20 protein-coding genes are annotated in these 24801 nt (G+C 62.3%); 8 read left to right on the forward strand and 12 right to left on the reverse strand.

The features are described from left to right. Positions 1-513 precede the first annotated feature (513 nt). The gene (locus C1949_RS08205) at positions 514-1950 is read right to left on the reverse strand and encodes a phospholipase D-like domain-containing protein (protein ID WP_104738149.1); all 1437 of its coding nucleotides are present in this window, start codon (positions 1948-1950) and stop codon (positions 514-516) included. A gap of 97 nt (positions 1951-2047) precedes the next feature. After that, entirely contained in the window at positions 2048-2410 is a 363-nt protein-coding gene (locus C1949_RS08210) for a DUF805 domain-containing protein (protein ID WP_104738003.1), read from the reverse strand. 222 nt (positions 2411-2632) lie between these two features. Between C1949_RS08210 and C1949_RS08215 the strand changes: the two genes are divergently transcribed. Genes C1949_RS08215 through C1949_RS08225 form a run of 3 tightly spaced genes read left to right on the forward strand, consistent with a single transcriptional unit; the run spans position 2633 to position 5779 of the window. Beyond that, the gene (locus C1949_RS08215; protein ID WP_104738004.1) at positions 2633-5206 is read left to right on the forward strand and encodes an intermembrane phospholipid transport YdbH family protein; all 2574 of its coding nucleotides are present in this window, start codon (positions 2633-2635) and stop codon (positions 5204-5206) included. A 12-nt stretch (positions 5207-5218) separates the two neighbouring features. Then, entirely contained in the window at positions 5219-5410 is a 192-nt protein-coding gene (locus C1949_RS08220) for a YnbE family lipoprotein (RefSeq protein WP_104738005.1), read from the forward strand. A gap of 21 nt (positions 5411-5431) precedes the next feature. Then, entirely contained in the window at positions 5432-5779 is a 348-nt protein-coding gene (locus tag C1949_RS08225) for a YdbL family probable chaperone protein (RefSeq protein ID WP_104738006.1), read from the forward strand. Here C1949_RS08225 and C1949_RS08230 read toward each other — a convergent pair. From C1949_RS08230 to C1949_RS08245, 4 genes are all read right to left on the reverse strand, one after another. After that, positions 5754-6401, reverse strand: coding sequence for a DUF3047 domain-containing protein (locus C1949_RS08230; RefSeq protein WP_104738007.1), 648 nt, complete (start codon positions 6399-6401; stop codon positions 5754-5756). The two genes, C1949_RS08225 and C1949_RS08230, sit on opposite strands and share 26 nt — an antisense overlap. Positions 6402-6439: 38 nt before the next feature. Beyond that, the gene (locus tag C1949_RS08235) at positions 6440-7447 is read right to left on the reverse strand and encodes a lipase secretion chaperone (protein WP_104738008.1); all 1008 of its coding nucleotides are present in this window, start codon (positions 7445-7447) and stop codon (positions 6440-6442) included. Between the two features lie 55 nt (positions 7448-7502). Further along, positions 7503-8450 (reverse strand): triacylglycerol lipase, encoded by a 948-nt coding sequence (locus C1949_RS08240; RefSeq protein ID WP_104738009.1) that lies wholly within the window; start codon positions 8448-8450, stop codon positions 7503-7505. Between the two features lie 222 nt (positions 8451-8672). Continuing rightward, positions 8673-9761, reverse strand: a complete 1089-nt coding sequence (locus C1949_RS08245; RefSeq protein WP_229744402.1) for a transporter substrate-binding domain-containing protein — start codon at positions 9759-9761, stop codon at positions 8673-8675. A gap of 142 nt (positions 9762-9903) precedes the next feature. On the opposite strand from C1949_RS08245, the gene C1949_RS08250 reads away from it, so the two are divergent. Together C1949_RS08250 and C1949_RS08255 are read left to right on the forward strand one after the other, a co-directional pair. Then, positions 9904-10374 (forward strand): NfeD family protein, encoded by a 471-nt coding sequence (locus C1949_RS08250; protein WP_104738010.1) that lies wholly within the window; start codon positions 9904-9906, stop codon positions 10372-10374. Positions 10375-10400: 26 nt separating this feature from the next. Continuing rightward, entirely contained in the window at positions 10401-11321 is a 921-nt protein-coding gene (locus C1949_RS08255) for an SPFH domain-containing protein (protein ID WP_104738011.1), read from the forward strand. 315 nt (positions 11322-11636) lie between these two features. On the opposite strand, the gene C1949_RS08260 is transcribed toward C1949_RS08255, so the two are convergent. The 3 genes from C1949_RS08260 to C1949_RS19760 form a co-directional block, all read right to left on the reverse strand. Then, positions 11637-14750 (reverse strand): efflux RND transporter permease subunit, encoded by a 3114-nt coding sequence (locus C1949_RS08260; protein WP_104738012.1) that lies wholly within the window; start codon positions 14748-14750, stop codon positions 11637-11639. Next, a complete protein-coding gene (locus C1949_RS08265; RefSeq protein ID WP_104738013.1) occupies positions 14747-15991 on the reverse strand; it encodes an efflux RND transporter periplasmic adaptor subunit in 1245 nt (414 codons plus the stop codon). The genes C1949_RS08260 and C1949_RS08265 overlap by 4 nt, the downstream gene beginning before the upstream one ends. A 114-nt stretch (positions 15992-16105) precedes the next feature. Further along, entirely contained in the window at positions 16106-17197 is a 1092-nt protein-coding gene (locus C1949_RS19760) for a methyl-accepting chemotaxis protein (protein ID WP_104738014.1), read from the reverse strand. A 274-nt stretch (positions 17198-17471) separates the two neighbouring features. Here C1949_RS19760 and C1949_RS08275 point away from each other — a divergent pair, with 274 nt between their 5' ends. Next, complete coding sequence (locus C1949_RS08275) at positions 17472-19169, forward strand: long-chain-fatty-acid--CoA ligase (RefSeq protein ID WP_104738015.1); 1698 nt, start codon at positions 17472-17474, stop codon at positions 19167-19169. Between the two features lie 16 nt (positions 19170-19185). Here C1949_RS08275 and C1949_RS08280 read toward each other — a convergent pair whose 3' ends face one another. Further along, entirely contained in the window at positions 19186-20808 is a 1623-nt protein-coding gene (locus tag C1949_RS08280) for a methyl-accepting chemotaxis protein (protein ID WP_104738016.1), read from the reverse strand. Between the two features lie 190 nt (positions 20809-20998). Here C1949_RS08280 and C1949_RS08285 point away from each other — a divergent pair, with 190 nt between their 5' ends. Further along, on the forward strand, positions 20999-21970 hold the full coding sequence (locus C1949_RS08285; protein ID WP_104738151.1) for a calcium/sodium antiporter: 972 nt from the start codon (positions 20999-21001) through the stop codon (positions 21968-21970). Positions 21971-22065: 95 nt separating this feature from the next. Beyond that, positions 22066-22779 carry a VC0807 family protein gene (locus tag C1949_RS08290; protein ID WP_104738017.1) on the forward strand — a complete coding sequence of 238 codons (714 nt, stop codon included), beginning with the start codon at positions 22066-22068 and terminating at the stop codon, positions 22777-22779. 227 nt (positions 22780-23006) lie between these two features. On the opposite strand, the gene C1949_RS08295 is transcribed toward C1949_RS08290, so the two are convergent. Together C1949_RS08295 and C1949_RS08300 are read right to left on the reverse strand one after the other, a co-directional pair. Further along, complete coding sequence (locus C1949_RS08295) at positions 23007-24131, reverse strand: aminotransferase class V-fold PLP-dependent enzyme (RefSeq protein ID WP_104738018.1); 1125 nt, start codon at positions 24129-24131, stop codon at positions 23007-23009. 144 nt (positions 24132-24275) lie between these two features. Then, complete coding sequence (locus C1949_RS08300; protein ID WP_104738019.1) at positions 24276-24779, reverse strand: DUF4334 domain-containing protein; 504 nt, start codon at positions 24777-24779, stop codon at positions 24276-24278. Positions 24780-24801: the final 22 nt, after the last annotated feature.

The raw sequence follows: 24801 nt of genomic DNA on the forward strand, positions 1-24801 counted from the left end.
GTTCGCCAGTTTGGCTTTGGTGCGGTATTTATAGCGCTCCAGCGGCTTGGCGATGTCGAAGGTGTGCTTGGCAATGTCGATTCCGATAACGCAGGTCATGGGGCCTCCGGCTCTGTTGACAGGCGATCGTCACCACACTCTGTTCTACCTTGCGAATACGTGCTCAGGCGCTAAGCGCCGGCACCAGATACCGTTCGAACTGTCTGAGTGTGTTGGCAGGTGACGGCCCATCTACGAACCAAGCTCTTGAGGCTTCAGGGGCACACCGGCCTGTCACCTGCCGCCCGATGATCAGTCGGGGACCATGGTCACAGGAACCACAGTCAACATACAAGGGGCACGGCATGCCGTGCCCGTGGTCATGCTCGCACGGCGGCTTCCCGGGCCGACCGATGTAAGCGCCACGGCCGTTCGGGCACAGCATGCTGTGCCCCTACGCCAGGATTGGTGATTGGTGCGGCTTGCCGCACGCACGGTGGTGCGGCCGTCGCGGATATCTGCGCCCGGCGGCGCTCAGAAGGTCGACAGTCCGCTCGCTTCCATAAAGCGGTACACCAGATAGCGCCAACGGCTGTGGTCTGCAAAGTCTGCGTAGGGCAGGCTGTAGACCGCGCCGTTGGCGTTCTGCCATTGGCGCTCGAAGTCGGCACGCTGCGCGCTGATCTGCGGGTCGTCGCGGCGGCTGACCAGGCGCACGCTGGTTTCTAGGTTGAGGTCGTGCAGATTGCGCCGGGTGAAGTTGGCTGACCCGGCGATCAGCTCGGCGCTGCCATCAGCCCGTTCCAGCCGAATCCACTTGCGGTGGCACTGCTCACCGAAGGTCGCACACCAGCGCACCGCGATGCCGGCGTCGTGCAGGTCCCATGCCGCCTGGCGGTTGGGGATGCCATTCTTCTCGCGGCCGAAGGCGTCCCGGTTGGGGTCGAGCATGACCCGCACCGTTACGCCGCGCTTCTGGGCTGCGATCAGCGCGTCGATGATCGGCCGCGAGGACAGATAGAACACTTCCACATCCAGCTGCTCTTTGTTCTGGGCCGAGCTGATCAGGTGCAGCAGGCCGCGCTCAATGGCCCCCTCAGTCAGTACCTGCAGCTGGTTGCCGGCCGCCGGCCTTGTATCAAGCGCCGGCGCAGACGGCCAGTTGATGGCGGCCGGGTAGCCGGACATCAGCGCGACGGCGCGTTCGGTCTGCAACAGGTCCAGCGCTGCCGCACCGCTGAATTGCACCGCGCTGTTATCGTGACGGCTGCTGGCATCGTGCGGGTTCATCGAGGTGACCAGCGCCTTCCACTCGCTACCGGTGCCGACCACCAGCGTCTTGCGGTGGTTGGCGCGGAAGTTCAGCAGGTGCAGGTAGCTGCGCAAGGTGACTTTGCCGGGGCCAACCGGGTTCGGCAGCCAGCCCCCCTCAGTGCTGTTACCCACATAGCTGCAGCACAGGGTCCAGATGCCGGTCCACAGTGGGTTGGACGCCGGCAGCTGGCTGAGGTCGGTCATCACCACGTCTACTCCGGCGGCGCGCAGTCGTGCGAAATGGGCGGGCTGAAGGCCGCCATACAGGGTGTTGAATGGGTCGGTGATCAGCACTACCGGCATCTCGGGGTGCTGGTGGCGCGCGCGGATCAGGGCATCGGTCAGCTCGGCGGAGAGCGGCCTGTAGCTGTCGGTGCCGGCAAAGTCGTTGAACAAAAACATGTCAACCACCAGCAGCTCGCGGGCCTCATCTATCAGCGCGAGGATGTGGTCCATGATCTGCTGCCGGGTACGGAGATCGCCGTGCGTATCACGCCAGCTCTGGTCGAATAGCAGCACCACGTCCTGTGCAGGGCGCAGTGGCGTGCTTACGGACAGGCCGGGGGGCATGGGGCGCCAGGCAACGATCAGACACGCGATAATGACCGCTGCGGCGAGCAGCAGACAGCATAGGCGAAGCAGGTTGGTTGTGAGCATGGTGCGCATCGGTGGTGAGCAGGTGTTCAGCCTGCCGAAGCGGCGAGATTAATGCAATGGCAGAGCCGCCAGCGCGGACGCGCTGGCGGCAGGGCGATCAGGCCAGTTGGGCCGTGCCGTCCTGTTTCGGGTTAGGACCGAAGCGGTTGTCGCCAGCGGTGCCTTCCAGACAGGTGAAGATCAGCAGGATGATGCCGCCGACAGCGGGCACCAGTGAGATCAGAATCCACCAGCCGCTGCGATCGGTATCGTGCAGGCGACGGATGGTCACGGCCAGCGACGGGATCAGCACGGCCAGAGCGTAGATCGGCATGAAGATCATGATGCCGAGTACGCCGTCAATGACACTGCAGATAACGTAGGCGATGATGTTGAAAAGCGTAAACATCCAGTATTCCTTGCGGCGCGCGCGGCCTTGAAATACGGCGTATTGCTTGAGTACAGCGAGATACCAATCCATGAAACGTCCTTCCTGTCTATAAGTCGTTTTGGCAGAGAGAGGGAATGGGTCGGGCGTACAGGCTGGCTCGGTGGCGAACGTTCCCTGCGCGCGATGGTCACTCCCTTGGGAGGCGGTGATGGCCGCCAGACGGCATTAGAGACTGTTGCACCATTTCAGGTCAACCGTCGAGTGTAGCCTGCGTGCTAACCTGTGACCGGATTCCGGCTGAGTGTAAGGACGATGCGTCGACGCATTTCCATTTTTCTGTTGCTTGGGTTGCTGCTGTTGCTGGCAGGGCTGCTCGGACGCCTGTATCTGCATCAGCAACTGCAGCGTGCCGGCGTCAGCGAACTGGTATGGTCCGCGCCCGGTTGGCAGCACGGCGCTCTGACCCTTGACCGACTGACGCTGACGCTGGACGACGGCAGCACCGTCGAGCTGCAGCAGCTGGACCTGGCGCCCGGCTGGCGTTCAGGGTTTATGCTCAAGCGTGCCGAGGTGGATCGGCTGCTGTTAAGCCTGCCGGCGACCGATCAGGTATCACCCGCTGCCGAGTCCGGCTCTCCTCTGCTACTTCTGGGTGACGAAACCTTCTGGCGCTCGCTGGCGCGTTGGTTGCCTGACCGGGCGCGGGTGCAGCAGATTCAGGCGACCTTGCCCTGTCGTGCCGGCAGTTGCCAGCTGGCTGGCAGCTGGCTGCTTGATGCTGAGCACAGCGACACTGGCACAACCCTGGCGAGTCGATTGACGCTAGATCTGGAGGGCCAGCAGTTGCTGCTCAGTCCGCACCTGCAGGTCGATACAGAGCATGTGGTGCTGCAGGCCGCGCTGGCGATTGACGGCAAGCCGGCCGCTCAACTCGACAGCCAGTGGCAGCAGGGACACGCCTGGCAGGGGCATCTGGCGATCCCCGGCTGGCCGCAGACGTCCTGGTTGTTCGGCTATCTCGGGCGCTGGGTAACGTTGGGCGCCCTGCCGTTTGAGCAGGTGCCGACCGCGGCACAGGCTGATCTGAAGTGGCAATTACGCCCTGCGGTGCAGCCCACCAGTGTTGATGACTGGCTGGGCGGTGCGGTCGCCCTGCAGGCGAACGTCTTGCTGCCTGAGCCTTGGGCGATTGCCGGGGTGGGCTCGCTGACCGGCGAGATGAGTCTGCAACTGAGCGGTGATCATGGCCGCTGGGCGTTACCCGACGCACAACTGAACATGGTGTTGGTGCCTGACCTGCTGGCGACACTGCAGCAGCTACCGAGCGCGCTGCAACCGACGCAGGTAGCATTGCAGCTGCAACCGGCTACCGAGCAACAGCTGGTGCTGGGGCAGCCGTTGGCGCTGCAGCTTTCTGCTGACGCGACCTTGCCCAGCGGCGGCACCGCTCAGCTGGATGGGCCTTTGCAAGTGCAGGGGTTGGCTGATTGGCAGATCAATAGCGACGCGCTGCTGGTTCAGCTGCAACTACCACAGCTGACCCTGCCGGAGTTGGCGGTGCGTTCGGTTACCGCGCGTTTGCCGTTGCAGCTGCAGGCCAATGCCCGGTCGGCAACCATTGGTTTGAGCAAGGCCGGTGAATTGGGCTGGCAGCGCCTGCAATTGCCAGCGGCCGAGCTTACGTTGACGGCTACCTCCACGCGGATAAGCGCACTGGCGATCACCCTACCGCCGGATGAGGGCCAGTCAGCGAGCGCCACCGGCGAACTTGCCGCCGAGATTAACCGGGTCGAGCACGCAGAGCTCAAACCGCAAAGCTGGTCGCTCTCTGGTGACTGGGAGTGGCAGGATGGCGCGCTGCTCTGGCAGGGGCAGGTGGCTAACGCGGCCGGTTTGCAGCTCGATCATCAGGCGAACGTCAGCAGCAATGGCCAGTGGCAGCTTGAGGGCACGCTGGCACCGATCTTTTTCCGCGCCGGTAATCCGCTTGAGCAGACCTTCGCCAGTTGGCCTGCACTGCTCAGTCTGTCCAGCGGCCAGCTCAGCGCTGAGCTGCAGGCGGGCGACAGTGGCAAGGGCCTCAGCGTCCAATTTAACGGCCAGCTCAACGGTGCCAAGGGCATCTACGATCGCACCGCGTTCAGTGGTCTGAGTACGCCGCTGCGCGCGTCGCTGCAAGGGCAGCATTTCAGTCTGACGTTGGCGGATTTGCAGCTGGGCGAATTGAACGCCGGTATTCCGGCCGGGCCGTTGCAGGCCAGTCTGGACTATCAGGGGGCGTTGGCCCATCCGACAACCGGGACCCTGAAGGCCAGGCGACTGACCCTCGAACTGCTGGGAGGGCGGGTGTCGCTGACGCCCGCCACGTTGGACCTGGCTCAGCCCGAACAACGCGCCGAGCTGGTGCTGCAGGGGCTGGAACTGGGTCGCCTGTTCGAAGTCTATCCAACAGAGGGGTTAAGCGGTGGCGGTACGCTGGATGGACGGTTACCGGTGCTGCTGCGCGATGGCCAGGTGTTGGTGGATCAGGGCGCAGTCGCCGCAAGGGCCCCTGGTGGTGTGCTGAGTTACCAGTCCGATAAGCTGCAGCGACTGGCGGCGAGCAATCCAAGCATGCGTGAGCTGGCCGGTGCGCTGGAGGAATTTCACTACACTGTCTTGAGTAGTCAGGTAGAGTTGGCCGAGGGTGGTGATCTGACGCTGGCGCTGCGCCTGCAGGGCAGCAACCCTGATTTTCAGCAGGGGCGTCAGGTCAACCTGAACATTAACCTGCAGGAGAACATTCCGGCGTTGCTGGCCAGTTTGCAACTCAGCGGCAAGGTCAGCGACATCATTGAACAACGGGTGCAGCAGTACCTGCTCAAACGGCGGGTTCAGCAACCCTGACGAGGAGCGCCTATGTACGGGCGAGAGCTGATGATTGCGGCACTGGCGGGCCTGCTGGTCGCCTGTGCCGGACCCACGGTGCAGCTGGCTGCGCCGAGCGAGCCGATCAACATCAATCTGAATGTGAAGATCGAGCACGAAATCTACGTCAAGGTAGACCGTCAGCTGGACGATGTATTCGACCAGTCCAGCGGCCTGTTTTGAGTCGGCAGAAGGAACGAGACAATGCGCAAGACGATATATCTGACCTGTTGCCTGCTGGCGCTGCTGATCGGCAGTGGCTCAGCCTGGGCGCTGAGCCTGAATGAGGCGATGTCGGCACTGCCGGCAGCGAAGGAGGCAGGGCTGCTGGGTGAGCAGTCGAATGGTTATCTGGGCGTGGTACGGGCGTCTGGTAATGCGGCCGAGGTGGCGCAGCAGATCAACGCAGCGCGCAAGGCGGAGTACCAGAAGGTGGCGCGCGACAACGGTATCTCGCTGAGTGACGTTGAGTTGATAGCCGGCCAGAAAGCGATTGATCGCACCCCGTCCGGGCAGTACATCAAACTTAACGGTCAGTGGCGACAGAAGTAGCCGGTAGCCACTCGATGCTGCCGTACCAACCGGTGACGGCCTGACCTCTGTTGTCGCAATCGGTCATGATCGCCAGCCCGTCAATCTGATCCAGCGTCTGTCCGTGCAGGCGCTGGAAATCCTCTCTGACATTTCGTTCCAGTTGCACCAGTGCCCTGCCGTTCGGTGTACCGCTGCTGACCGCCAGCATCTGCGCGTTGCCGGTGTAGGCGTTGGGCCAGTGCTTACCGGCCGTCTGGCTGGATGACCAGACGTAGTTCACCGCCAGCGTCCGCCAGGGCAGCAAACCGCCATCCTTCACCACGTAAAGCCGCACGGGATAGTCGTCACCTTGCCTGCTGGTTTCGTCGAGTTGGCTGAACGGCTGGCTGATGGTCCAGGACCAGCGGAGCAGCGGCGTCTTGCGCAGATCAATCGGCTGCTGAAGATAACGGGCGCTGGCCTGGCCGTGCCGGCAATCGGCGCGCAGGACCGTTTGGCCGTTACGGTCTTCAATCTGATACCGGGTTGGCTGGGTGAAGGTTCGCTCGGGCCACTGGCTGATGTCCGCCGGGCTATAGCTTTGGGCTGAGCAGACGCTGGTGATGAGTAAACCCGTCAGCAGCAAGCGTGGTGGGTGCATGCGGGGCTTCTGTATGGCAGAGCCCCAGTATGGCAGCTTCAGCGGCTCTGTGCCGATGGCGCAAGCGCGCTGACGCGTAGTCGTTCGGTGGCGTCGAAGCGTTCTTCCAGCAGTGTCTGCACGGCGTTTGCGCGGTCACTGTCGGCGAGTCCCGGCTGGCTGAGAATGGCGTCGCGCTCGCGGTTGAAGTCGTTAAGCCGTTGCTGCCAGGCGGCCCGTTGCTGATCCAGTGTTTCCAGCCGTTCGGTCGCCTCCGGACCGACCAGCGACAGCCTGAGCGCCCGTACCTCGGATTCGCTGGCGCCCTGAGCGCGCAAGGCGCTGGTCTGCTGGCGCAGATCCTGATGAATCTGCGGCACCAACAGTGCCTGCAAGTCTTCCGGCAGACGTTCGCGTAGTGCTTCGACCTCGTAGGCCTTGTCGGCATCGCTCAGGTCCGGGTTGCGCACAATCGCCAGGCGTTCCAGGGTGAAGCGGTTGTACAGCTCCTCGCCAGCAAAAAACGCTTGGTGCTCCTCGGCGCTGAACAGCTCGGCCCGCAGGCGCTGCACGGCGTCCTGGCGTGGCCACAGCGCATCCAGATCGGCGGCCACCGGAAAGCGCTGCTCCAACTCGACCAGTCGCTGCTGATACTCGAGATAGCGCTGGAGCAGATCCAGCGCCTGACTACGGGCCGGGTCTGACAGACTGTCGGTGATCAACTGCTGCAGTTGAAGGATGATGTCGGCGCGTGGCTGCTCGCCTGCCGTGCTCAGGTAGTAGTCGAACAGATGACGTAGCTGATCGCTGACCAGCAGGCTGCCGTCGGGATTGGCCTGCAGGCGGCCGTCGACATCGGTTCCTCGCAGCGACGGAGCCGCCGGCAACGCGGCCGGGGCGGGCGCGCTACGCAACAGGCTGGCAGGCACGCTGTCTGAGGGTGTGGTCGGGTTCGAGGCGACTGGGCTGCCGGCAGTCTCGACAACCTGTTCCTGCGCGTTTTGACTCAGTTGCCAGCCGAGCAGCAGCGCGGCGGCGAGTAAAGGGAGATAGGCAAGCGCTTTCATGACGTACTCGGATAGATCGGGGAAGCGGGCCGCCGCAAGGGGGCGGCCCGCGCACTTACAAACCGGCTTTCTTCAGCCGGTTGGCCTGCTGGCGGTAGACCGTGACCGGGTCGGTTTCGAACAGGCTGGTCAGGCCCAGGGTTTGGTTGACCTCGTCCAGGTGGTTCATCCGGTAGTTGTCGCGAATCACCATGCCGAGGTGCGAACTGCAGCGACCGACCAGGCCATCGTTGGCTTCACCGCCGAAGGTCAGCGAAGAGGCACCGAGCAGCAGGTCCGACACGTCCAGCATGTTGGTCAGCGGGCGTGTACCACTCCAGGAGTAGTAGCGCACGTTGTTGACGACGTAGGCACCCTCGCCGCAAGCACTGGTCGGCAGACCCTGCGGGAACTTGGCGTTGAAGCGTGCAGCGCCTTCGCTGTTGAGTGACTCCAGCGAGCCGAGCGCATTCTGCGGGGTATTCGAGCTGCTGCCGGAGAGGAAGTTGATCAGCGCGCCGAGACCGTTGACGATGCCGGCCAGCAGCGTCTCACCAGCCGATCCTTCCGGCACCTGGCGCAGGAAGTCGGCGGTTGCCGAACCCTTGTGCGGAGCGCCAACGCTGGTGACCGAAGCGACCAGATCCGGCCGGACGGCAGCGACATAGCGGACGGTCGGGCCGCCGTGGCTGTGGCCGATCAGGTTGACCCGGCCCTTGCCGCTGATAGCGACAATTTCCTCGACCTGTTCCAGCAACTGTTCGCCGCGGGCCTCGGAGGTATCAAGCTGGCTGACTTCGGTGACGTAGACGGTAGCACCGTCTTTGCGCAGGGCGCTGGGGATGCCGTACCAGTAATCGACGCCGAGCAGGCTGTCGAAGCCGAGCATGCCGTGGGTCAGCACGATGGGGTATTTGGTTTTGGTGTAGCCGGAGGAACCAAACCAGAAGGCATTGGCCTGGGTGCTGACGCCGAACGCGGCAATCAGCCCGCAGGCAAGACTTAGTCGAGTCTTGCGCGACATGACGAAACTCCTTGTTGTTGTGCTTGTTTTGTATCGTCTTGAGGCACTTTTTCCAGTGCCTGGCCGCTGAGCATAGCCAGCCTATTCAGGGGAGAGTAGTGATTGAGCGACAGAACAGCCGCGTCAGGGCGCTACAGAGCGAATGACCGGTGAGTCACTCGCTCTGCACTGCGACTATTCAGCCAGCTGATCCGATGAACGGAAATTCAGAGCTTGTTGGTGTTACAGCTGCTCGCCGAGGTAGGCACGCTGAATCAGCCGCCACTCGTCGGACTCTGTAACTCGCAGCACTGCCTCGTTCAGTTGGTCGCGCAACGGGCTGCCGCTGGGAATGGCCAGCGCATACAGCTGCTGATCAAACACGCCGGGCAGCAACTCCAGCCGTTCTCTGCCGAGTTGCTGATTGCGGTACTGCAGCAGTGGCCGGTCGTAGACCACGGCGTCAGTCTCGCCTGCGCTGACCGACTGCATGGCACTGGTCAGATCAGGGTAACTGCGCGACACGATGCGTTCCTCGCCGAGGTAGCGGGCGCTGGCGGTGCCGTCGATGGTTGCAACGGTGCTGCCGGGCAGATCCTGCGGGCCGCGAATCTGTAGCTGCAGATTGCTGACGGTCAGGGCGCTGGTGATGGCGGCGGTGAAGCTGGCGACCATGATCAGGCCGGCAAACATCCAGATCAGCGCGACCAGCCGGCCGGCGAAGGTGACCGGTGCCTTGTCGCCATACCCAACGGTGGTCATGGTCACCGCTGCCCACCAGAAGCTGGCGCCGATACCCTGCGTCGCCGTTCCGCCGAACTGCTCGGGGTTGCGGTGGCGCTCGAACAGCCAAAGGGCGACGCCGACACCAAGGAGCAGCAAGCCGAGTCCCCCGATGACGCTCAAAAAGCTCCAGCTGAACAGGGCCTTGAGGCTCTGCAACAGGCCTGCCTTGGGTGCACGGGGCACGCCGATCGACAGCCCGGTCTGGTAGAACGGATGACTGAAGTCGAACACCAGCTCCCGCTCTGCGGTCATGGTTAGTGCGCCGACGGCAACGTCGACCTTGCCGGACTCGACCGCGTGCAACAGGTCGGCAAAGGCCATTGGCTGGAGCTCGAACGCCCAGCCCTGCTGCTCGGCGATGGCCCGCCAGAGATCCACACTAATGCCTTCCCAGCCGCCCTGGCCGTCGGCGATGACGAAAGGCGGTACTTCGGTAATACCGACGCGCAGCGGTGCTGGTGTGTCGGTGCCGGTTTCGCTGGCACTGGCTAGCGGAGCCATGAGCAGCAGGCACAGGATCAGGCGGGTGATAAGGCGATCTGGCATGGGACTCTCCCTGTCGGCATTGTGCTCAGGGTACCAGACTGCCACTCAGCTGCCAGTTTGCCGCTGCGTGTTTTTCCCGGGGCGCAGCAGGCGACCATCTGGTAGTCTTCCTGCAGTTTGAATTAAAGGGCAGGGAGTGCAGATGTTGACGGGTTATCTGGAAAGTTACGCCTTCTGGCTGTTGCTGGGCCTGCTGTTGCTGGCCTCGGAGTTTTTCATCCCCGGTTTGATCGCCGCCTTTTTTGGCCTTGGTGCCTTGCTGGTCGGGCTGCTGACACTGCTGGGTATCATCGGCTCGCTGCCGGTGCAGGTGACGGTGTTTGCGCTGTCGAGCATCGTGGCGCTGTGGCTGTTGCGTCGCCGCTTCCAGCGTTGGCTGCAGGGCAGCGAGGTCGATTTGGCCGCCCGGGATCAGGACGACGCCGGCTTGTTGGGCGTGCGGGTCAAGGTGCTGACGGACTTTGTCGATGGCGTCGGTCATGTGCAGCTGAACGGGGCCAAATGGGATGCGGAATCGGCTGACCCGCTCACTAGCGGTCAGTCGGCGTGGGTCACCGACCATGCGGGGATTGTCTTGCGAGTCAGCGCAACCAAGCCTAATACCAATAACTGATCTTTTCGGACCAAGGAGCTTTTCATATGGAAATCGCAACAATGCTGTCACTCGGGTTTTTGGTGCTGGTCATCATTACCCTCACCAAAACGGCTCGCATCGTGCCGCAGCGCTCGGCCTTTATCGTCGAGCGGCTGGGCAAGTACGCCAAGACCCTAGAAGCTGGCTTTCACATCCTGATTCCATTTATCGACCGGGTGGCCTACAAGCACACACTCAAGGAAGAAGCCATCAACGTGCCGAGCCAGGCGTGTGTAACCAAGGACAACATCCAAGTGGTGGTCGACGGGGTGATCTATCTGCAGGTGGTTGATCCCAAGCTGGCCAGCTATGGCATCAACGACTACCGCTACGCCTCCATTCAGTTGGCGCAGACCACCCTGCGCTCCGTGGTCGGCAAGATCGATCTGGACAAGACCTTCGAAGAGCGTGAAACCATCAACGTGCAGGTGGTCGAGGCGCTGGATGAAGCCGCCAAGCCCTGGGGCGTGAAAGTCCTGCGCTACGAAATTGCCGATATCGAACTGCCGGCAACCATTCTGGATGCGCTGGAGAAGCAGATGCGCGCCGAGCGGGAGCGTCGCGCCGTGGTGGCCCAGTCCGAAGGGGAACGTGAAGCCAAGATCAACGTCTCCGAAGGCCAGAAGCAGGAAACCATCAACCTGTCCGAAGCCGACAAGATGCGTCAGATCAACGAAGCCGAAGGTAAGGCCCGCGAGATCGAGCTGATTGCCACTGCGACCGCCGAAGGTCTGCGTCGCGTTGCCGAAGCGATCAACACCCAGGGTGGCCAGGAAGCGGTTTCGCTGCGCGTTGCCGAGCAGTACGTCAAGGAGTTCGGCAAGCTGGCGCAAACCAACAACACCATGATCCTGCCGGCGGAGCTGAGCAATATCGGCTCGGCGGTCGCCGCGATCACCAAGACGCTGGAAGTGGCTAAAAAGTAAGCGGCAAGCTTCAAGCCTCAAGAAAAAACCGTGCGGCGTGAGTCGTGCGGTTTTTTTTGCTTCACGGTGGCGCAGGTTTGATGGTTCCCACGCTCTGCGTCCGGTTGCTGTAAAGCTGCAGCGGACGCGACATGTCGCGTCCCTACAGTTGGGTGCTGTTCAGGTTGCAGCTCAGGTGGTACCTGGACGTAATTTGCAACCACCCTTCCGTTGGTTCAAGCATCCGCGCAAGCTGTTGGCTTCCAGCCCCAAAAAGCAAACCCGGCGCCAAGGCCGGGTTTGCTTGCGGCTTGAGGCTTGCAGCTGGCGGCCGCCCTAGGCGGCCGCTCTACGCGCTTTCCAGCCTTCCAGCAGCGACAGCAGCGCCGGGACCACCAGCAGCACCAGCAGGGTCGAGAAGCCGAGGCCAAAGGCGATTGAGGTGGCCATCGGAATCAGGAACTGGGCCTGCAGCGAAGTTTCGAACAGCAGCGGCAGCAGCCCACCAATGGTGGTCAGTGACGTCAGCAGCACAGCCCGCAGGCGCTGCACTACCGCCTCGTTGAGCGCCTCGTTCACCTGCAGTCCGCGTGTGCGCTGGTCCTGGTAGAAGCTGACCAGGATGATGGAGTTGTTGACCACGATACCGGACAGGCCGAACAGGCCGAACAGCGACAGAATGGTCAGGTTCAGACCCATCACCCAGTGACCCAGCAGGGCGCCGACCAGTGCCAGCGGAATGACGGACATGACGATCAGTGGCGTGCTCCAGGATGAGAACACCCAGACCAGCACCGCGTACATCAGCAACAGGCCGATGATCAGGCCGTCACGCATATCGGCGAGGGTCTCCTGCTGATCGACCGAGCGCCCTTCGAAGCTGTAACGCACGTTGTAGCGACTGGCCAGGGCCGGCAGCTCCAGCGCCGCGGCCTTGAGCACCGCGCCGGCGGTGGTCTGACTGCTGTCGATATCGGCGGTCACATCGGTGGCCAGCTGGGCATCGGCATGGCGCAGGGCCGAGAAGCCCTGGTTGCTGGAGAACGTGACCACTTGGCGTAGTGGCACGAAACGGCCATCATCTAGGCGAATGTTCAGGTCGCCCAGGCTGGCCAGGCTCTCCCGTTCGACCCGGGGCAGTTGCACACGAACTTCGATTTCGTCGCGTTTGTCCTGGTAGATCTGCGCGAGCCGACCGTCGTAGGCTGCGCGCAGCTGGTTGCCGACACTCTCGATGCTCAGCCCCAGCGCCTGACCGTAGGGCGTGAGACTGTAGACCAGTTGCTCGCGGCCCCAGGTCATGTCGTCGTCGGTGCTGACCACGCCTTCAATGCTGGCGAGAATCACCGACAGCGCGTCGGCTGCGTCCTTGAGCTGCTGCGGGTCCGAGCCTGTGAGTCGGATATCAACATCCTTGCCGGGCGGGCCGCTTTGCTGCTCGGTGATGTTGATGCGGTCGATGCCGGGCGGGCGCTGAATGCGCTGCTGCCATTCGCGGATGAAGGTCTTGTTGCGGACATCCCGATGGTCGGGCGATACCAGCTCGACCATCAGCGAGCCAAGGTTGTCACCCTGCCTGGCAATGCCGTTGTCGCCAAGGGTTTCCCCTTCGCGGGTCAGTGCGGTGAGGATCAGATCGCCGCCCAGCGCTGCTTCCGTTTCGCCAAGGCTCTGCTCCAGCTCACGCATGAACTCGACCATGCTGGCGCGCGGCGTGCCGGCAACGAAGCTGACGTTGGCGTACAACACCTGCGGCTCCGGCGTTGGGAAGAAACTGAAGCCGATACGCCCGGTGCTGAGCAGGCCAATGGTGATGATGACGCTGACCAAGGCGCAGGCCAGGGTGGTGCCGCGGTTGGCCAGTGCGGCTTGTGACAGGCGCCGGAAGCGGCCGTCGCGGAAGCGGTTGAAGGCACTGTCGAAGCGGCCGCGGACATCGTCCAGGCGGTTGCCAATGGCCGCGAGTTTGCCCCTTCGCGGCTTGCTCGGGCGGAAGGCTTCGCGCAGGTGATGCGGCAGGACGACAAAACACTCGAGCAGCGAGGCGATCAGTACGCAGATCATCACCACTGGGATGTCACCGAGGATATTGCCGAAGATGCCGCCGACCATCAGTAGCGGCATGAAGGCTGCGATGGTGGTCAGCGAGGAGGCAACCACCGGCCAGAGCATGCGTTTGGCAGCGCCTTCGGAGGCGCGTTCGGAGGCTTCGCCACTCCGGTGATGAGCGTCGGCGTCTTCGCCTACCACGATGGCATCGTCGACGATGACGCCCAGCGCCATGATCAGCGCAAAGAGCGAGATCATGTTGATCGAGCCGCCAATGACCCAGAAAACAGCCATGGCGGCAAGGAATGCGGTCGGGATACCGACGGCAACCCAGAGGGCCACGCGGGCGGGCAGGAACAGGTAGAGCAGGATCAGCACCAGCACCAGACCGCTGAGGCCGTTGTTGACCAGCAGCCGGATGCGGTCATCAATCAGTTGCCAGGCCTGATCATAAACGTGAATCTTCAGTTGTGGCGGCAGCGTCGGGCTGATTTCTTCCAGCCAGTCATTGAGAATCTTGGCCGACTCGAGGGAGTCGCCGTCTTCGCTGCGTTCCAGTTGCAGCTCCACGGCGGGCTGGCCGTCGTACCGCAGCAGCACCTGGTTGCGGCGCGGCCCCTGGCGAATGTCGGCGATATCGCCCAGCCGCAGGTGGCTGTCACTCTCCGGCTGCAGGGCGATGCTGCCAAAGGCCTGCGGGTCCCGGCGTTGCTCGATGGCACGCAGCTCGCGGGCCGAATCCAGTTCGCCGGCCTGTCCGGCGGGCAGGTCGCGGGATTCGGCGTTGATGCGGTTAGCCAGTTGATCCAGTGACATGCCAAGGCGGCGCAGCTCGGCATTGGGTACTTCAATGCTGATCTGCTGCTCGGGTACGCCGTTGATGACGATGCGGTCGATACCGTGATTGAGCAGGTCGTCTTCCATGCGGTTGGCGATGCTGCGCAGTTCGTGCGGTTCAAAGGGGCCGTACAGCAGCAGGTTGGCGATCGGGTCGTAACGGGCTACCCGCACCACTTCCGGCTTTTCGGCGGCAGCGGGCAGATTGCGGAATTCGTCGACCTGTTGACGGGCGTCGTCCAGCGCGACAATGGGGTCGGTTCCCTCGCGGAATTCCAGGGTGATGCTGGATACACCCTGGGCCGAGGTCGAGGTCATGTTCTTGAGGTTCTGCAGGCTGCGCAGGCGTTGTTCCAGCGGGATGGTTATGGCTTGCTCGACGTCTTCGGCGGCGGCACCATTCCAGACCACCCGAACGGTGACGAAGTCGAGTGCGAAGGTCGGGAAGAACTGAATGTTCATGCGTGACAGGCCGATCACGCCGCCCATCAGCATGACCAGCATCAGCAGGTTGGCGGCGACCTTGTGGCGAACAAAGAAGCCCAGCGGCCCGGTGTTGCTCATTGGGCCGGCTCCGCCACCGGGTCAGCGGTGTCCACCTTCAGCCCGGACATGGCATTGGGCAGATGGGTGGTGACAACCTGCATGCCACTCTTGAGGTCGTCGGAGCGAACCAGTACCCGTCGGTTGCCGTGCTCGTCCAGCGTTTCTCCGACCCGCTCCACCGCAAGCGCCTGCAGGCGGCTGTCGTTGACCGTGTAAACCGTGTTGTTGCCGTACAGCGCGCTGTACGGCAGGGCGACGCTGTTGTCGTGGGCCGGTCGGGCAACACTGATGGCAAGCAGAGTGCCAAGACGTAATTCCGGACGCGGATTCTCGACCTGGAAGATGGCCTCAATACCGCGGGCGTCGGCCTTGCCGGCGATGCGGGTCAGGGTCAGCTCGATTGCCGGGGTGCTGTCGAGGCTGTGGGCGTCCAGCTTTTGCCCCTGACTTAGCGCGGCGATGAAGTCCTGACTGTGAATCTGCGGTACCAGCGCACGCAGCTCCATCCCCTGTAGCGGATAGAAGTCGAGCAGCGCAGTATTGGTGTTGACCTGATCGCCTACCGCAACTTTGACCTCGCCGACCACACCGTCAAAGGGCGCCACAAAGCGGCTGCGCTCGGCGTCGCGCTGGATGCTGTCCAGTGTCGCGCTGGCGCGCTCGACCCTGGCCTGCTGAGCGGCCAGGCGCGAAGGGTAGGTCGACAGGCTGCGCTGGCGGTTGGCGACGGTCAGCGCAGCCCGGTCCAGTGCATCCTGGGCATTGTCGACCTCAACTGTCGGTACCATCTGGCGGGCGACCAGCTGCTGCATGCGCTCGAGCGTCTTGCGGGCGTTGGCTTCCAGCCGCTGCTCCATGCGCAGGGCCTGCTGGTCGGCCTGATGTGCCAGCTTTTCACTTTCCAGCTGCGCCTCGGCATCCGCCAGCTCGGCCTTGGCCTGTTCGACCCGTGGCGTGATGTCGGCCTCGTCCAGCGCGACCACCAACTCGCCAGCGTTGATCTGGCTGCCATCGGTGGCCGGTAATGCGGCGATACGTCCTGCCAGTGGTGCGACCACGGTGAAGCGCCGTGGTGACTCCAATTGACCGTACAGGGTCAGCCGGGGCTGGAAGGCATCGGGGGCGATGGTTTCGGTAGCGACCCGCCACGAACGTTCCTGGGTTCCCAGCGGCTCGGGTTGATCTCGGGTCACGCGCAGCAGGATGAAGATGATGATTCCGACTACTACGATCAACAGCGGGGTGAGACGTTTACGCATTCCTTCTCTCTTGTTCTTTCCTGCGGGCGTAAGGGTCTCCCTGTATAGCCTGTGACGGCGATGGTCGCAATAGCGCTGAGTGTCGTGACAGTGTCCTTGCGGCCCCGGCGCGGATCAGTGACTGCCAGTGATCTCCCGTTCGAGGCGATCAAGCTGCTGGGCGACCTGCGCACTGGCTTGTTCCATGTCCAGCAGCAGTCGGTGCAGCAAGTCGTTATCGCCCTTGAGTGCGGCTTCACGCGCCTGCAGGCCGCATTCATGTACCTGGCGGTGTGCGTTCTCCAATTCACGAAAGGCGGGAAGCTGGCTGTACAGGTCGGCGCCCTGGCCGCGGTAGTACCACTGACCAAGGCGGCATTCATGGTGGTCGGTCAGCGACTGACTCAAGTTGCCTGCAGCGATGCGCTGATACAGGTCCATTTTCCAGACCACGTGATCCAGTTTCACCGCGGACAGAAAGCTGTGGGTGGCTGACCCGTTGATCACCTGCTTCATCCGGTCGGCGCGGTTGATGACCTGATCGGTTACCTGATCAATTTGCTCGGCAGAGGCAGCGATGTCGAGACTGCTCTGCATCGATTCCTCAGCCATGCCCGACAGGGCCTGGCTCTTTTCCATTACCTGGGAGACCAGGTCTTCGATGTTTTCACTGGCATGCTGGGCCTTCTCCGCGAGACTGCGCACTTCGTCGGCAACCACGGCGAAACCGCGACCGACTTCGCCGGCGCGTGCCGCTTCGATGGCGGCGTTCAGCGCCAGCAGGCTGGTCTGCTTGGATATATCGTGAATGACGGCGACGAAAGAACGGATGCGCCCGGCGGTCTCGTCCAGGCTGCTGGCGGACTCGGCGTTACGTTCGGCATGGCTGCCGATGGTATTGGAGCGTGCCTGCAGGCTGCGTACCGCTTGCTGGGTCTGGGTGAAAATATCGCTCAGGGCGGTCAGTGTTTGCTGCTCTTCCATCAGCCGGCTGGCCGCACCGGCCACGGATTCACGCACGTCCTGCACCAGATGGTCGCCTGTCTCCCGGCAACTGAGCAGCTTTTGTGACAGCGTCTGTTCGCTTTCGGCAATGCCGATGCGGGCATCGAATTGCCGTTGTCGCTCGTCCATTTGCGTCGCCAGATTGCTGAGCTGATCCTTTAGCTGCCGGTTGATATCGTGAGTCTGTTGCAGCTCGGCGCGTAATTGACGGCTTTTGAACACGGTTGTGCTCCTGAACGGGTTTGGTTGAATTGGGGAGGCGACGCTGGAGCGCTATCGGCTGAGTCGCGCAAAAAGTGTAATGATGCGGTGATTCGGCTGGCAGATTATTGATTTACCGCAGTATTTGCTGTGCCGGTCGGCGTTGGCAACGGCTATGGTCCGACATATCCGCAGTCGATCAAGCTTCTCTATGGCACGGCGCAGCGACTAGGGTTGGGAAAACAAAAAGCGCCCCGCGCCAAAGCCGCCCGGGGCAGACAATGGAGAGCATGCTGTGGACACCGAACTGCGCTGGTTGAAGTCGTATCCCTCGGATGTGAACTGGGAGCTTACCCACACCCCGGAGGCCATTCCGGCGTTGCTGGATGCGGCCGTCGCCGAGTTCCCGGATAACTCGGCAATCGATTTCTTTGGCCACAAGCTGAGCTACCGTGAACTTGACGGGCTGGTGTCCCGCGCTGCACGGGGTTTGCAGAAGCTGGGCGTCGGTCCCGGTGTGCATGTCGGCCTGTATCTGCCTAACTGCCCGCATTACTTCATCGGCTTTCTCGGCGTATTGCGCGCTGGCGGCACCGTCGTCAACTACTCCCCGCTGGACGCCGAGCGCACCCTTGAGCACAAAATCGAGGACAGCCAGACCGACATCATGCTGACCCTTGATCTGGAGGCCTTCTACCCGCGTATGGTCACGCTGATGGCGCGTACCCGCCTGCGTCAGCTGGTGGTGGGCAATCTGGTCGAGTTCTGCGGTGAAGTGAGCGACGATCAGCGTCATCTGCTGGGCCGCCCGGCCGCGGTGGAATGGAATGCCCAGTGCTGCAGCTTTGCCGAGCTGCTCGACAACACGGGTGATTACCAGGCGCATTCACTGGCCGACCCGGCCAGCACATTGGCAGTGCTGCAATATACCGGTGGTACTACCGGCGTACCCAAGGGCGCGATGCTGACCCACGGCAACATCACGGCGTCCTGTGCCCAGTTGCGCCAAGTTCTTAGCTCGGCCATCGTGCCCGGCCAGGAGCGGGTGCTGGCGGTGCTGCCGCCTTTCCACATCTACGCGCTGATGGTGAATATGATTTTTGGCCTGCGTGCTGCTGCCGAGATCTACCTGCATCCGCGCTTCGACGTGCTCACCGTGCTGCGCGAGATTAGCCAGAGCCGGATTACCACCTTCCCGGGCGTGCCAACCATGTTCATCGGCCTGCTCAGTCACCCGCAGACTGATCAACACGACCTGTCGTCGCTGAAAATGTCCAACTCGGGTGGCGCGCCGTTGCCGGTCGAGGTGCAACAGCAGTACTTCTCCCGCTCGGGCTGCGCCCTGCGTGAGGGCTGGGGGATGACCGAAACCACCACCAGCGGCACCTTTACGCCGCGTGATGCCCGTCCGCGCCCCGGCTCATGTGGTGTGCCGGTACCAGGTACACAGATTCGCATTCTGCCGCTCGACGGCGGCGAGAACGAGTTGCCGGTCGGCGAGCGCGGCGAGGTTTGCATCAAGGGACCGAACATTACCGCTGGCTACTGGAAGCGCCCGGATGCGACGGCAGAGGCGATGACCTCCGACGGCTTCCTGCGTACCGGCGATGTTGGTTACATGGATGAAGACGGTTACGTCTACATTGTCGACCGCACCAAGGACATGATTCTGTGCAGCGGCTACAACGTCTATCCGCGGGTGATCGAAGAGGCCATCTACGAGTACCCGGGCGTTGAGGAGGTGTCGGTGATCGGTATCGACGACCCCTATCGCGGACAGGCGCCGAAAGCCTTCATCAAGCTGCGGGCTGGTGCCGAGCCCTTCGACTTTGACACCCTGCAAGCGTTTCTCGCCTCGCGTCTTGGCAAGCATGAGCGGCTGAGTGCGATGGAGATCCGTCCAGAGCTGCCGAAAACGCCGGTTGGCAAGCTGTCGAAAAAGGAACTCTACGAGGAAGAACGTCAGCGCCAGGCCGCCACCGCGACGGCCTGACGCCCACGTCCCTGGCTCAGGCCGACAGGCGCTGGGTCAGGGTGCTCAATTCGCCGGACAGGTCATGCAGTGCCTGGCTGGCACGGGCGGTATTGTCGACCTCACTCTGGTTGGCGGCGGCAATGTCGGTGATCTCGGTGATGTTGCGGGTGATGTCCTCAGCGACGCTGGTCTGCTCGTCGGCTGCCGTCGATATCTGCCGGTTCATATCGCGGATAGACTCGATGGCGACCGTGATCTGGGTGAGCCGCTCACCGGCCAGGTTGACCTGCTGCATGCTCGACTCGCTGCGGGTCTGGCCGATGGCGATGGCCTTGACCGCCTCGCCGGCACCGGACTGCACGTCGTTGATAATCTGCTGAATCTCCGCCGTTGACTCGGCGGTGCGTTTGGCCAGCGTACGCACTTCGTCGGCGACGACCGCAAAGCCCCGTCCCGCCTCACCTGCGCGCGCCGCTTCGATGGCCGCGTTGAGGGCCAGCAGGTTGGTCTGCTCGGCGATGCCCTGAATGACATCCAGTACCTTGCCGATACGATTGCTGTCGCCCTCCAGGCGGCGAATCACTTCGGTCGTCTGGGTGATCTGTGCCAGCATGTCCTGCATCGCGTGGATGGTGGCCTGCATTACCTGGCCCCCTTCCTGCGCATTGCTGTCGGCGTCGTCTGCTGCGCGGGCCGCCTCGGCAGCGTGCTGTGCCACCTCCGCGGCGGCGGCAGACATTTCCTGCATCGCGGTGGCTACCTGGTCGGTGCGCGAAAACTGTTCACGGCTACCATGCGCCATGCGGGTGGCAATGGTATTCAGCTCGCCACTGGCACGGTCTAGTTCGCTGGTGCTGCGTTGCAGCTGGCTGAACGTATCCTCGAGGAAACTGCGCAATTGATTGGCGGCACGGGCCAGGGTGCCCAGCTCGTCGGCCCGGTCCAGGCTGACCGATTGACCGAGTCGGCCCTGGCTCAGGCGCTCAATCTGGGCGATCAGCTGGGTGATCGGGCTGACCAGTCGGCGGTTGACCAGCCACTGGCTGAGTACGCCAATAACCAGTGCCGCGATGACCAGCAGTACCAGCCCGGTCCAGACGGTACGTGCGGCGGTGGTATTGATTACTGTGCTCTGTTCCAGCGCTGTGGTGTTGAGCTGACCGGATAGCTGGTCCATGTGCTCGCTGACCTCGCGGTCGATGCCTCGCGCCGCACGGTCGCCGGCGGTGGGGTCCAGACCAGCGGCCTCATAGGCTTTCAGGCTGTCGCGGTAACGCGCGCCGAGCTGGCGATGCTTGTCGGCCAGTGACCGCACCTCGGCGAGCACCTCGGGTGCCAGGGCTAGGCTGCCGATCTGCTGCAAGGTGTTCTGTACCGCTTGTTCGGATGCCTCAAACTGGCTCCAGTATTTGTCCTTGTCAGCCGGTTTGGCGCCGCGCAGCAGGACGTTCTTCCACTCCTGTACTTGGGTTTTGAACTCGAGATTAGCCCGGTTGATCAGCGTCGCGCTGGTCACGGGGCGCTCCAGCAGGTCGCGGTAGCCATCGACGCTGTTGGCCAGCGATACGGTGATGGCGAGTGACACCAGCAGCATGAGCGCGAGGCTGCCAGCCATGAGTACGAGGGTCTGCAGACGCAGTGAACGATTGATTGCCATTATGAGCACCTGTTAGATCAGGGTTATTGGGCGATCCCTCACCACGGGAAAAAAGCGGACACAGAGTGTATCGGCGGATTTGCCGAACGCTGAACATTTTTGTAACGGCTGACGTTCGCTGCCCCTGTCTCCGCCTGTCGCTTTCATTGATAATGGACGCTATTTCTCAATTTGGCACAGGAATCTGATGATGTTGCTGGCATTGGCCGCGGTGGTAGTGGGCTTGGGGCTTTTGGTCTGGAGTGCGGATCGTTTCGTCGATGGGGCGTCAGCGACTGCCAGCCATGCGGGCATGCCGCCGCTGCTGATCGGTATGCTGATCATCGGCTTTGGTACCTCGGCGCCGGAAATGGTGGTCTCGGCACTGGCTGCCGGGCAGGGCAACCCGGGGCTGGCGCTGGGTAACGCCTACGGTTCGAATATCACCAATATTGCGTTGATCATCGGTCTCGTTGCGGTGATCAGCCCGATCAAGGTTCACTCCCAGGTGATTCGCAAGGAATTGCCAATTCTGCTTGGCGTTACCCTGCTGGCGGGGTATCAGTTGCTTGACGGCGAGCTCACCCGCAACGATGCCTGGGTGCTGCTGGGAGTGTTTTTCGTACTGATGGGCTGGTCCATCGTGCAGGGCATGCGCGGCAAAGACGATTCATTGTCTGGCGAATACGCTGAAGAAGTCGCCAGTCACGCGATGCCGCTGCCCAAGGCGCTGTTCTGGCTGGTGCTTGGCCTGGTGCTGTTGATCGCCAGCTCGCGGCTGCTGGTCTGGGGCGCGGTGTTTATTGCAGAAAGTTGGGGGGTGAGCGATCTGATCATTGGTCTGACCATCGTGGCGGTGGGTACATCCTTGCCGGAACTGGCCTCCTCGCTGGCGGCGATTCGCCGCAACGAGCACGATCTCGCGCTGGGTAATGTGATTGGCTCTGGCCTGTTCAATACCCTGGCGGTGGTAGGTATTGCCGCCGGGATTGCGCCGCTGGCAGTCGACCCGGTAGTGCTGCAGCGTGACTGGGTAATTATGTTTGTGTTGACCGTGGTGTTGCTGGTCATGGGCATTGGACGTTTTGGCAAGCAGGGCGAGGTGTCCCGCTTCAACGGTATGCTGCTGCTGGCAACCTACCTGGGCTATACCGGCTGGCTGGTCAGCACCATGCTGCGCTGACCGGTCGGCGGCTGGGCGCGTCGTGTTGCTATGCGCCCAGCCCAGCCAGTGTATGATGGCCCTTCTTCATTCCGCCAGAGACTTTCTGTTCCGCCATGTCTGACGCGAAAACCGCTCCTGCGCAGCATAAGCCGCGCCCGCTGATCGATCTGCTGGTCAGTATCATCATCCCCTCGATTATTCTCATGAAACTCAGTGGCGACAGCCACCTGGGGGCCACCAAAGCGCTGATTCTGGCGTTGGCGCTGCCGGTGGGCTGGGGGCTGTTCGAACTGGTGCAGTACCGCAAGTTCAACTTTATCGCGCTGCTTGGCGTGGTCAGCGTGTTATTGACCGGTGGGATTGGTGTGCTGCAACTCGATACCAAGTGGCTGGCGATCAAGGAGGCAGCGGTACCGGGGGTGATCGGCCTGGCCGTACTGGTCTCGACCCGCACCCGTTATCCGTTGATTCGTACCATGCTCTACAACGAGAAGGTCATCAATGTGGCACTGGTGCAGGAGCGGCTGCAGGAGCGGGGGCTGGTCGAGCTGTTTAATCTGCGCTTGCTGCGGGCGACCTATTTTCTGGCCGGCACCTTCTTCTTCTCGTCGGTCATGAACTACATTGTTGCCAAGTGGATTGTGGTCAGTCCGGCGGGTACTGAGGCCTTCAATGAAGAGCTGGGGCAGATGACGCTGGTCAGCTATCCGATGATCGCCATTCCGTCGATGATCATGATGATGGCCATTCTGTTCTACCTCTGGCGCACCATTCACGGCCTGACCGGTCTGAGCATGGAAGAGATCATGGCGCAGCAAAAGGGCTAGCTGGGCTAGCCAGCGGCAAGCCACAAGCTGCAAGCTACAAGCAAACCCGCGCGGTGTTCAGCCGTGCGGGTTTTCTTTTGGCTTTATACGGGGCACGCTGTGGTAGGTGGCGCCAGCAGAACTGCATGCTGCGCGGCAGCCAACCCCAGCGCACAAACAAAACCCGGCATCGAGACCGGGTTTGCTTGCGGCTTGCAGCTTGAGGCTTGTCGCTGTTTTTGCTGCGCCTACAGCGCAGCAAAGGCCTCGCGCAGCGTGGCAACCGTGCGTTCGGGATTGTGCAGCTTGTCCAGACCGAACAGGCCGAGGCGGAAGGTCTTGAAGCCTTCCGGTTCGTCGCACATCAGCGGTACGCCGGCTGCGGTCTGCAGGCCGAGCGGGGCGAAGGCCTTGCCGCTCTGAATACCGTCGTTATCGGTATAGCTGACGACGACACCCGGTGCGCCGAAACCCTCAGCGGCGACGCTCTTGTAGCCCAGTTCCTGCATCAGCTGGCGCACTTCAGTGCCGAGCGCCAGTTGTTCCTGCTTGACCTTAGCGAAGCCGTAGTCGCGGGTTTCCAGCATGGTGTCGCGGAACGCCTTGAGCGCGTCGGTTGGCATGGTGGCATGGTAGGCGTGACCGCCATTTTCGTAGGCCTGCATGATCTGCCGCCACTTCTTCAGGTCGGCTGCAAAGCTGGTGCTGGTAGTCTGCTCCAGAACCTGTTCGGCGCGTTCGCTGAACATCACCAGCGCACTGCACGGAGAGGCGCTCCAGCCCTTCTGCGGAGCACTGATCAATACATCGATGCCGCAGGCCTGCATGTCGACCCAGACCGTGCCGGAGGCGATGCAGTCGAGTACGAACAGACCGCCGACTTCGTGTACCGCATCGGCTACGGCGCGCAGGTAGTCATCGGGCAGGATGATGCCCGCGGCGGTTTCGACGTGCGGGGCGAAAACCAGATCAGGTTTGCTGGCACGAATTTCGGCGACCACCTGTTCAATCGGCGCCGGGGAAAACGCCGGCTGGTTGCTGCTGTCTGACTTGACCGCCTTGAGCACGGTTTCGCTGGCTGGAATGCGTGCCATTTCGAAAATCTGACTCCAGCGATAGCTGAACCAGCCGTTACGGATAACCAGACAGTTTTTGTCCTGGGCAAACTGGCGGGCAACCGCCTCCATGCCGTAGGTACCGCCACCGGGGACGACTGCGACCGCATGCGCGTTGTAAACGCTCTTCAATGTTGCGGAGATGTCGCGCATGACCTGCTGGAAGGTCTGGGACATATGGTTGAGGGAGCGATCGGTGAAGACGACTGAGTATTCCAGCAGGCCTTCGGGGTCGATGGCGGGAACCAGTTTGGACACGGGGTTTCTCCAGACGGGTGACAGGAAAACGCCGGCAGTGCCGGCGTTGATGTGACGTCAATCCTACCCCGATTTATGGCTGGGCGCAGTCCCGAAAAGCGGCGTTTTGTTAACTGCGCGCAGGGGCGTGCGGCGGGGCGGGTTTCAGTGGTCGCGTGTCAGGTGGAAGAAGAACTCCAGTGGCCTGCCCTTGATGTCGCCCAGGCCGATTACCACGTCGTCGTTGACCTTGCGGAAGTAGTCGATGATCGGCTGCTGATCGTAGATCAGCGCAGCAGAGACTGTGCCGTCAAATACCATCTCACGGATCTGGGCACGGCCGAGCTTGTCATAGTTTTGCAGGGTTCCATCCGGGCTGGGGTAGAGGACAGGCTCGACATCGTTGACGCTGGTGAAGCGTTTGCCGTACCAGTTCAGCGGGTCTGGTTCGGCACCACCATCAAACTTGCCGCCACGCCAGGTACCGAGCATGAATTCCAGACTGACCGGCTCCAATTGCTTGAACAGCGGCATCAGGGTGTCGGCCGAATAGGCTTCGCCGCTCGCTATCATCTGCAGCACGCGCTCTTCTGTTTCACCGGCCACAGCTCCGGTACCAAGCGCTGCGCTCAGGCCCAATGCACTCAGGGATTTCGCTGTCTTGCTCATTATTGCTGCCTCGTGTTATGGG

Origin of the sequence: Halopseudomonas oceani (assembly GCF_002903165.1) — a bacterium.
In the GTDB taxonomy this organism is placed as follows: Bacteria; Pseudomonadota; Gammaproteobacteria; order Pseudomonadales; family Pseudomonadaceae; genus Halopseudomonas; species Halopseudomonas oceani.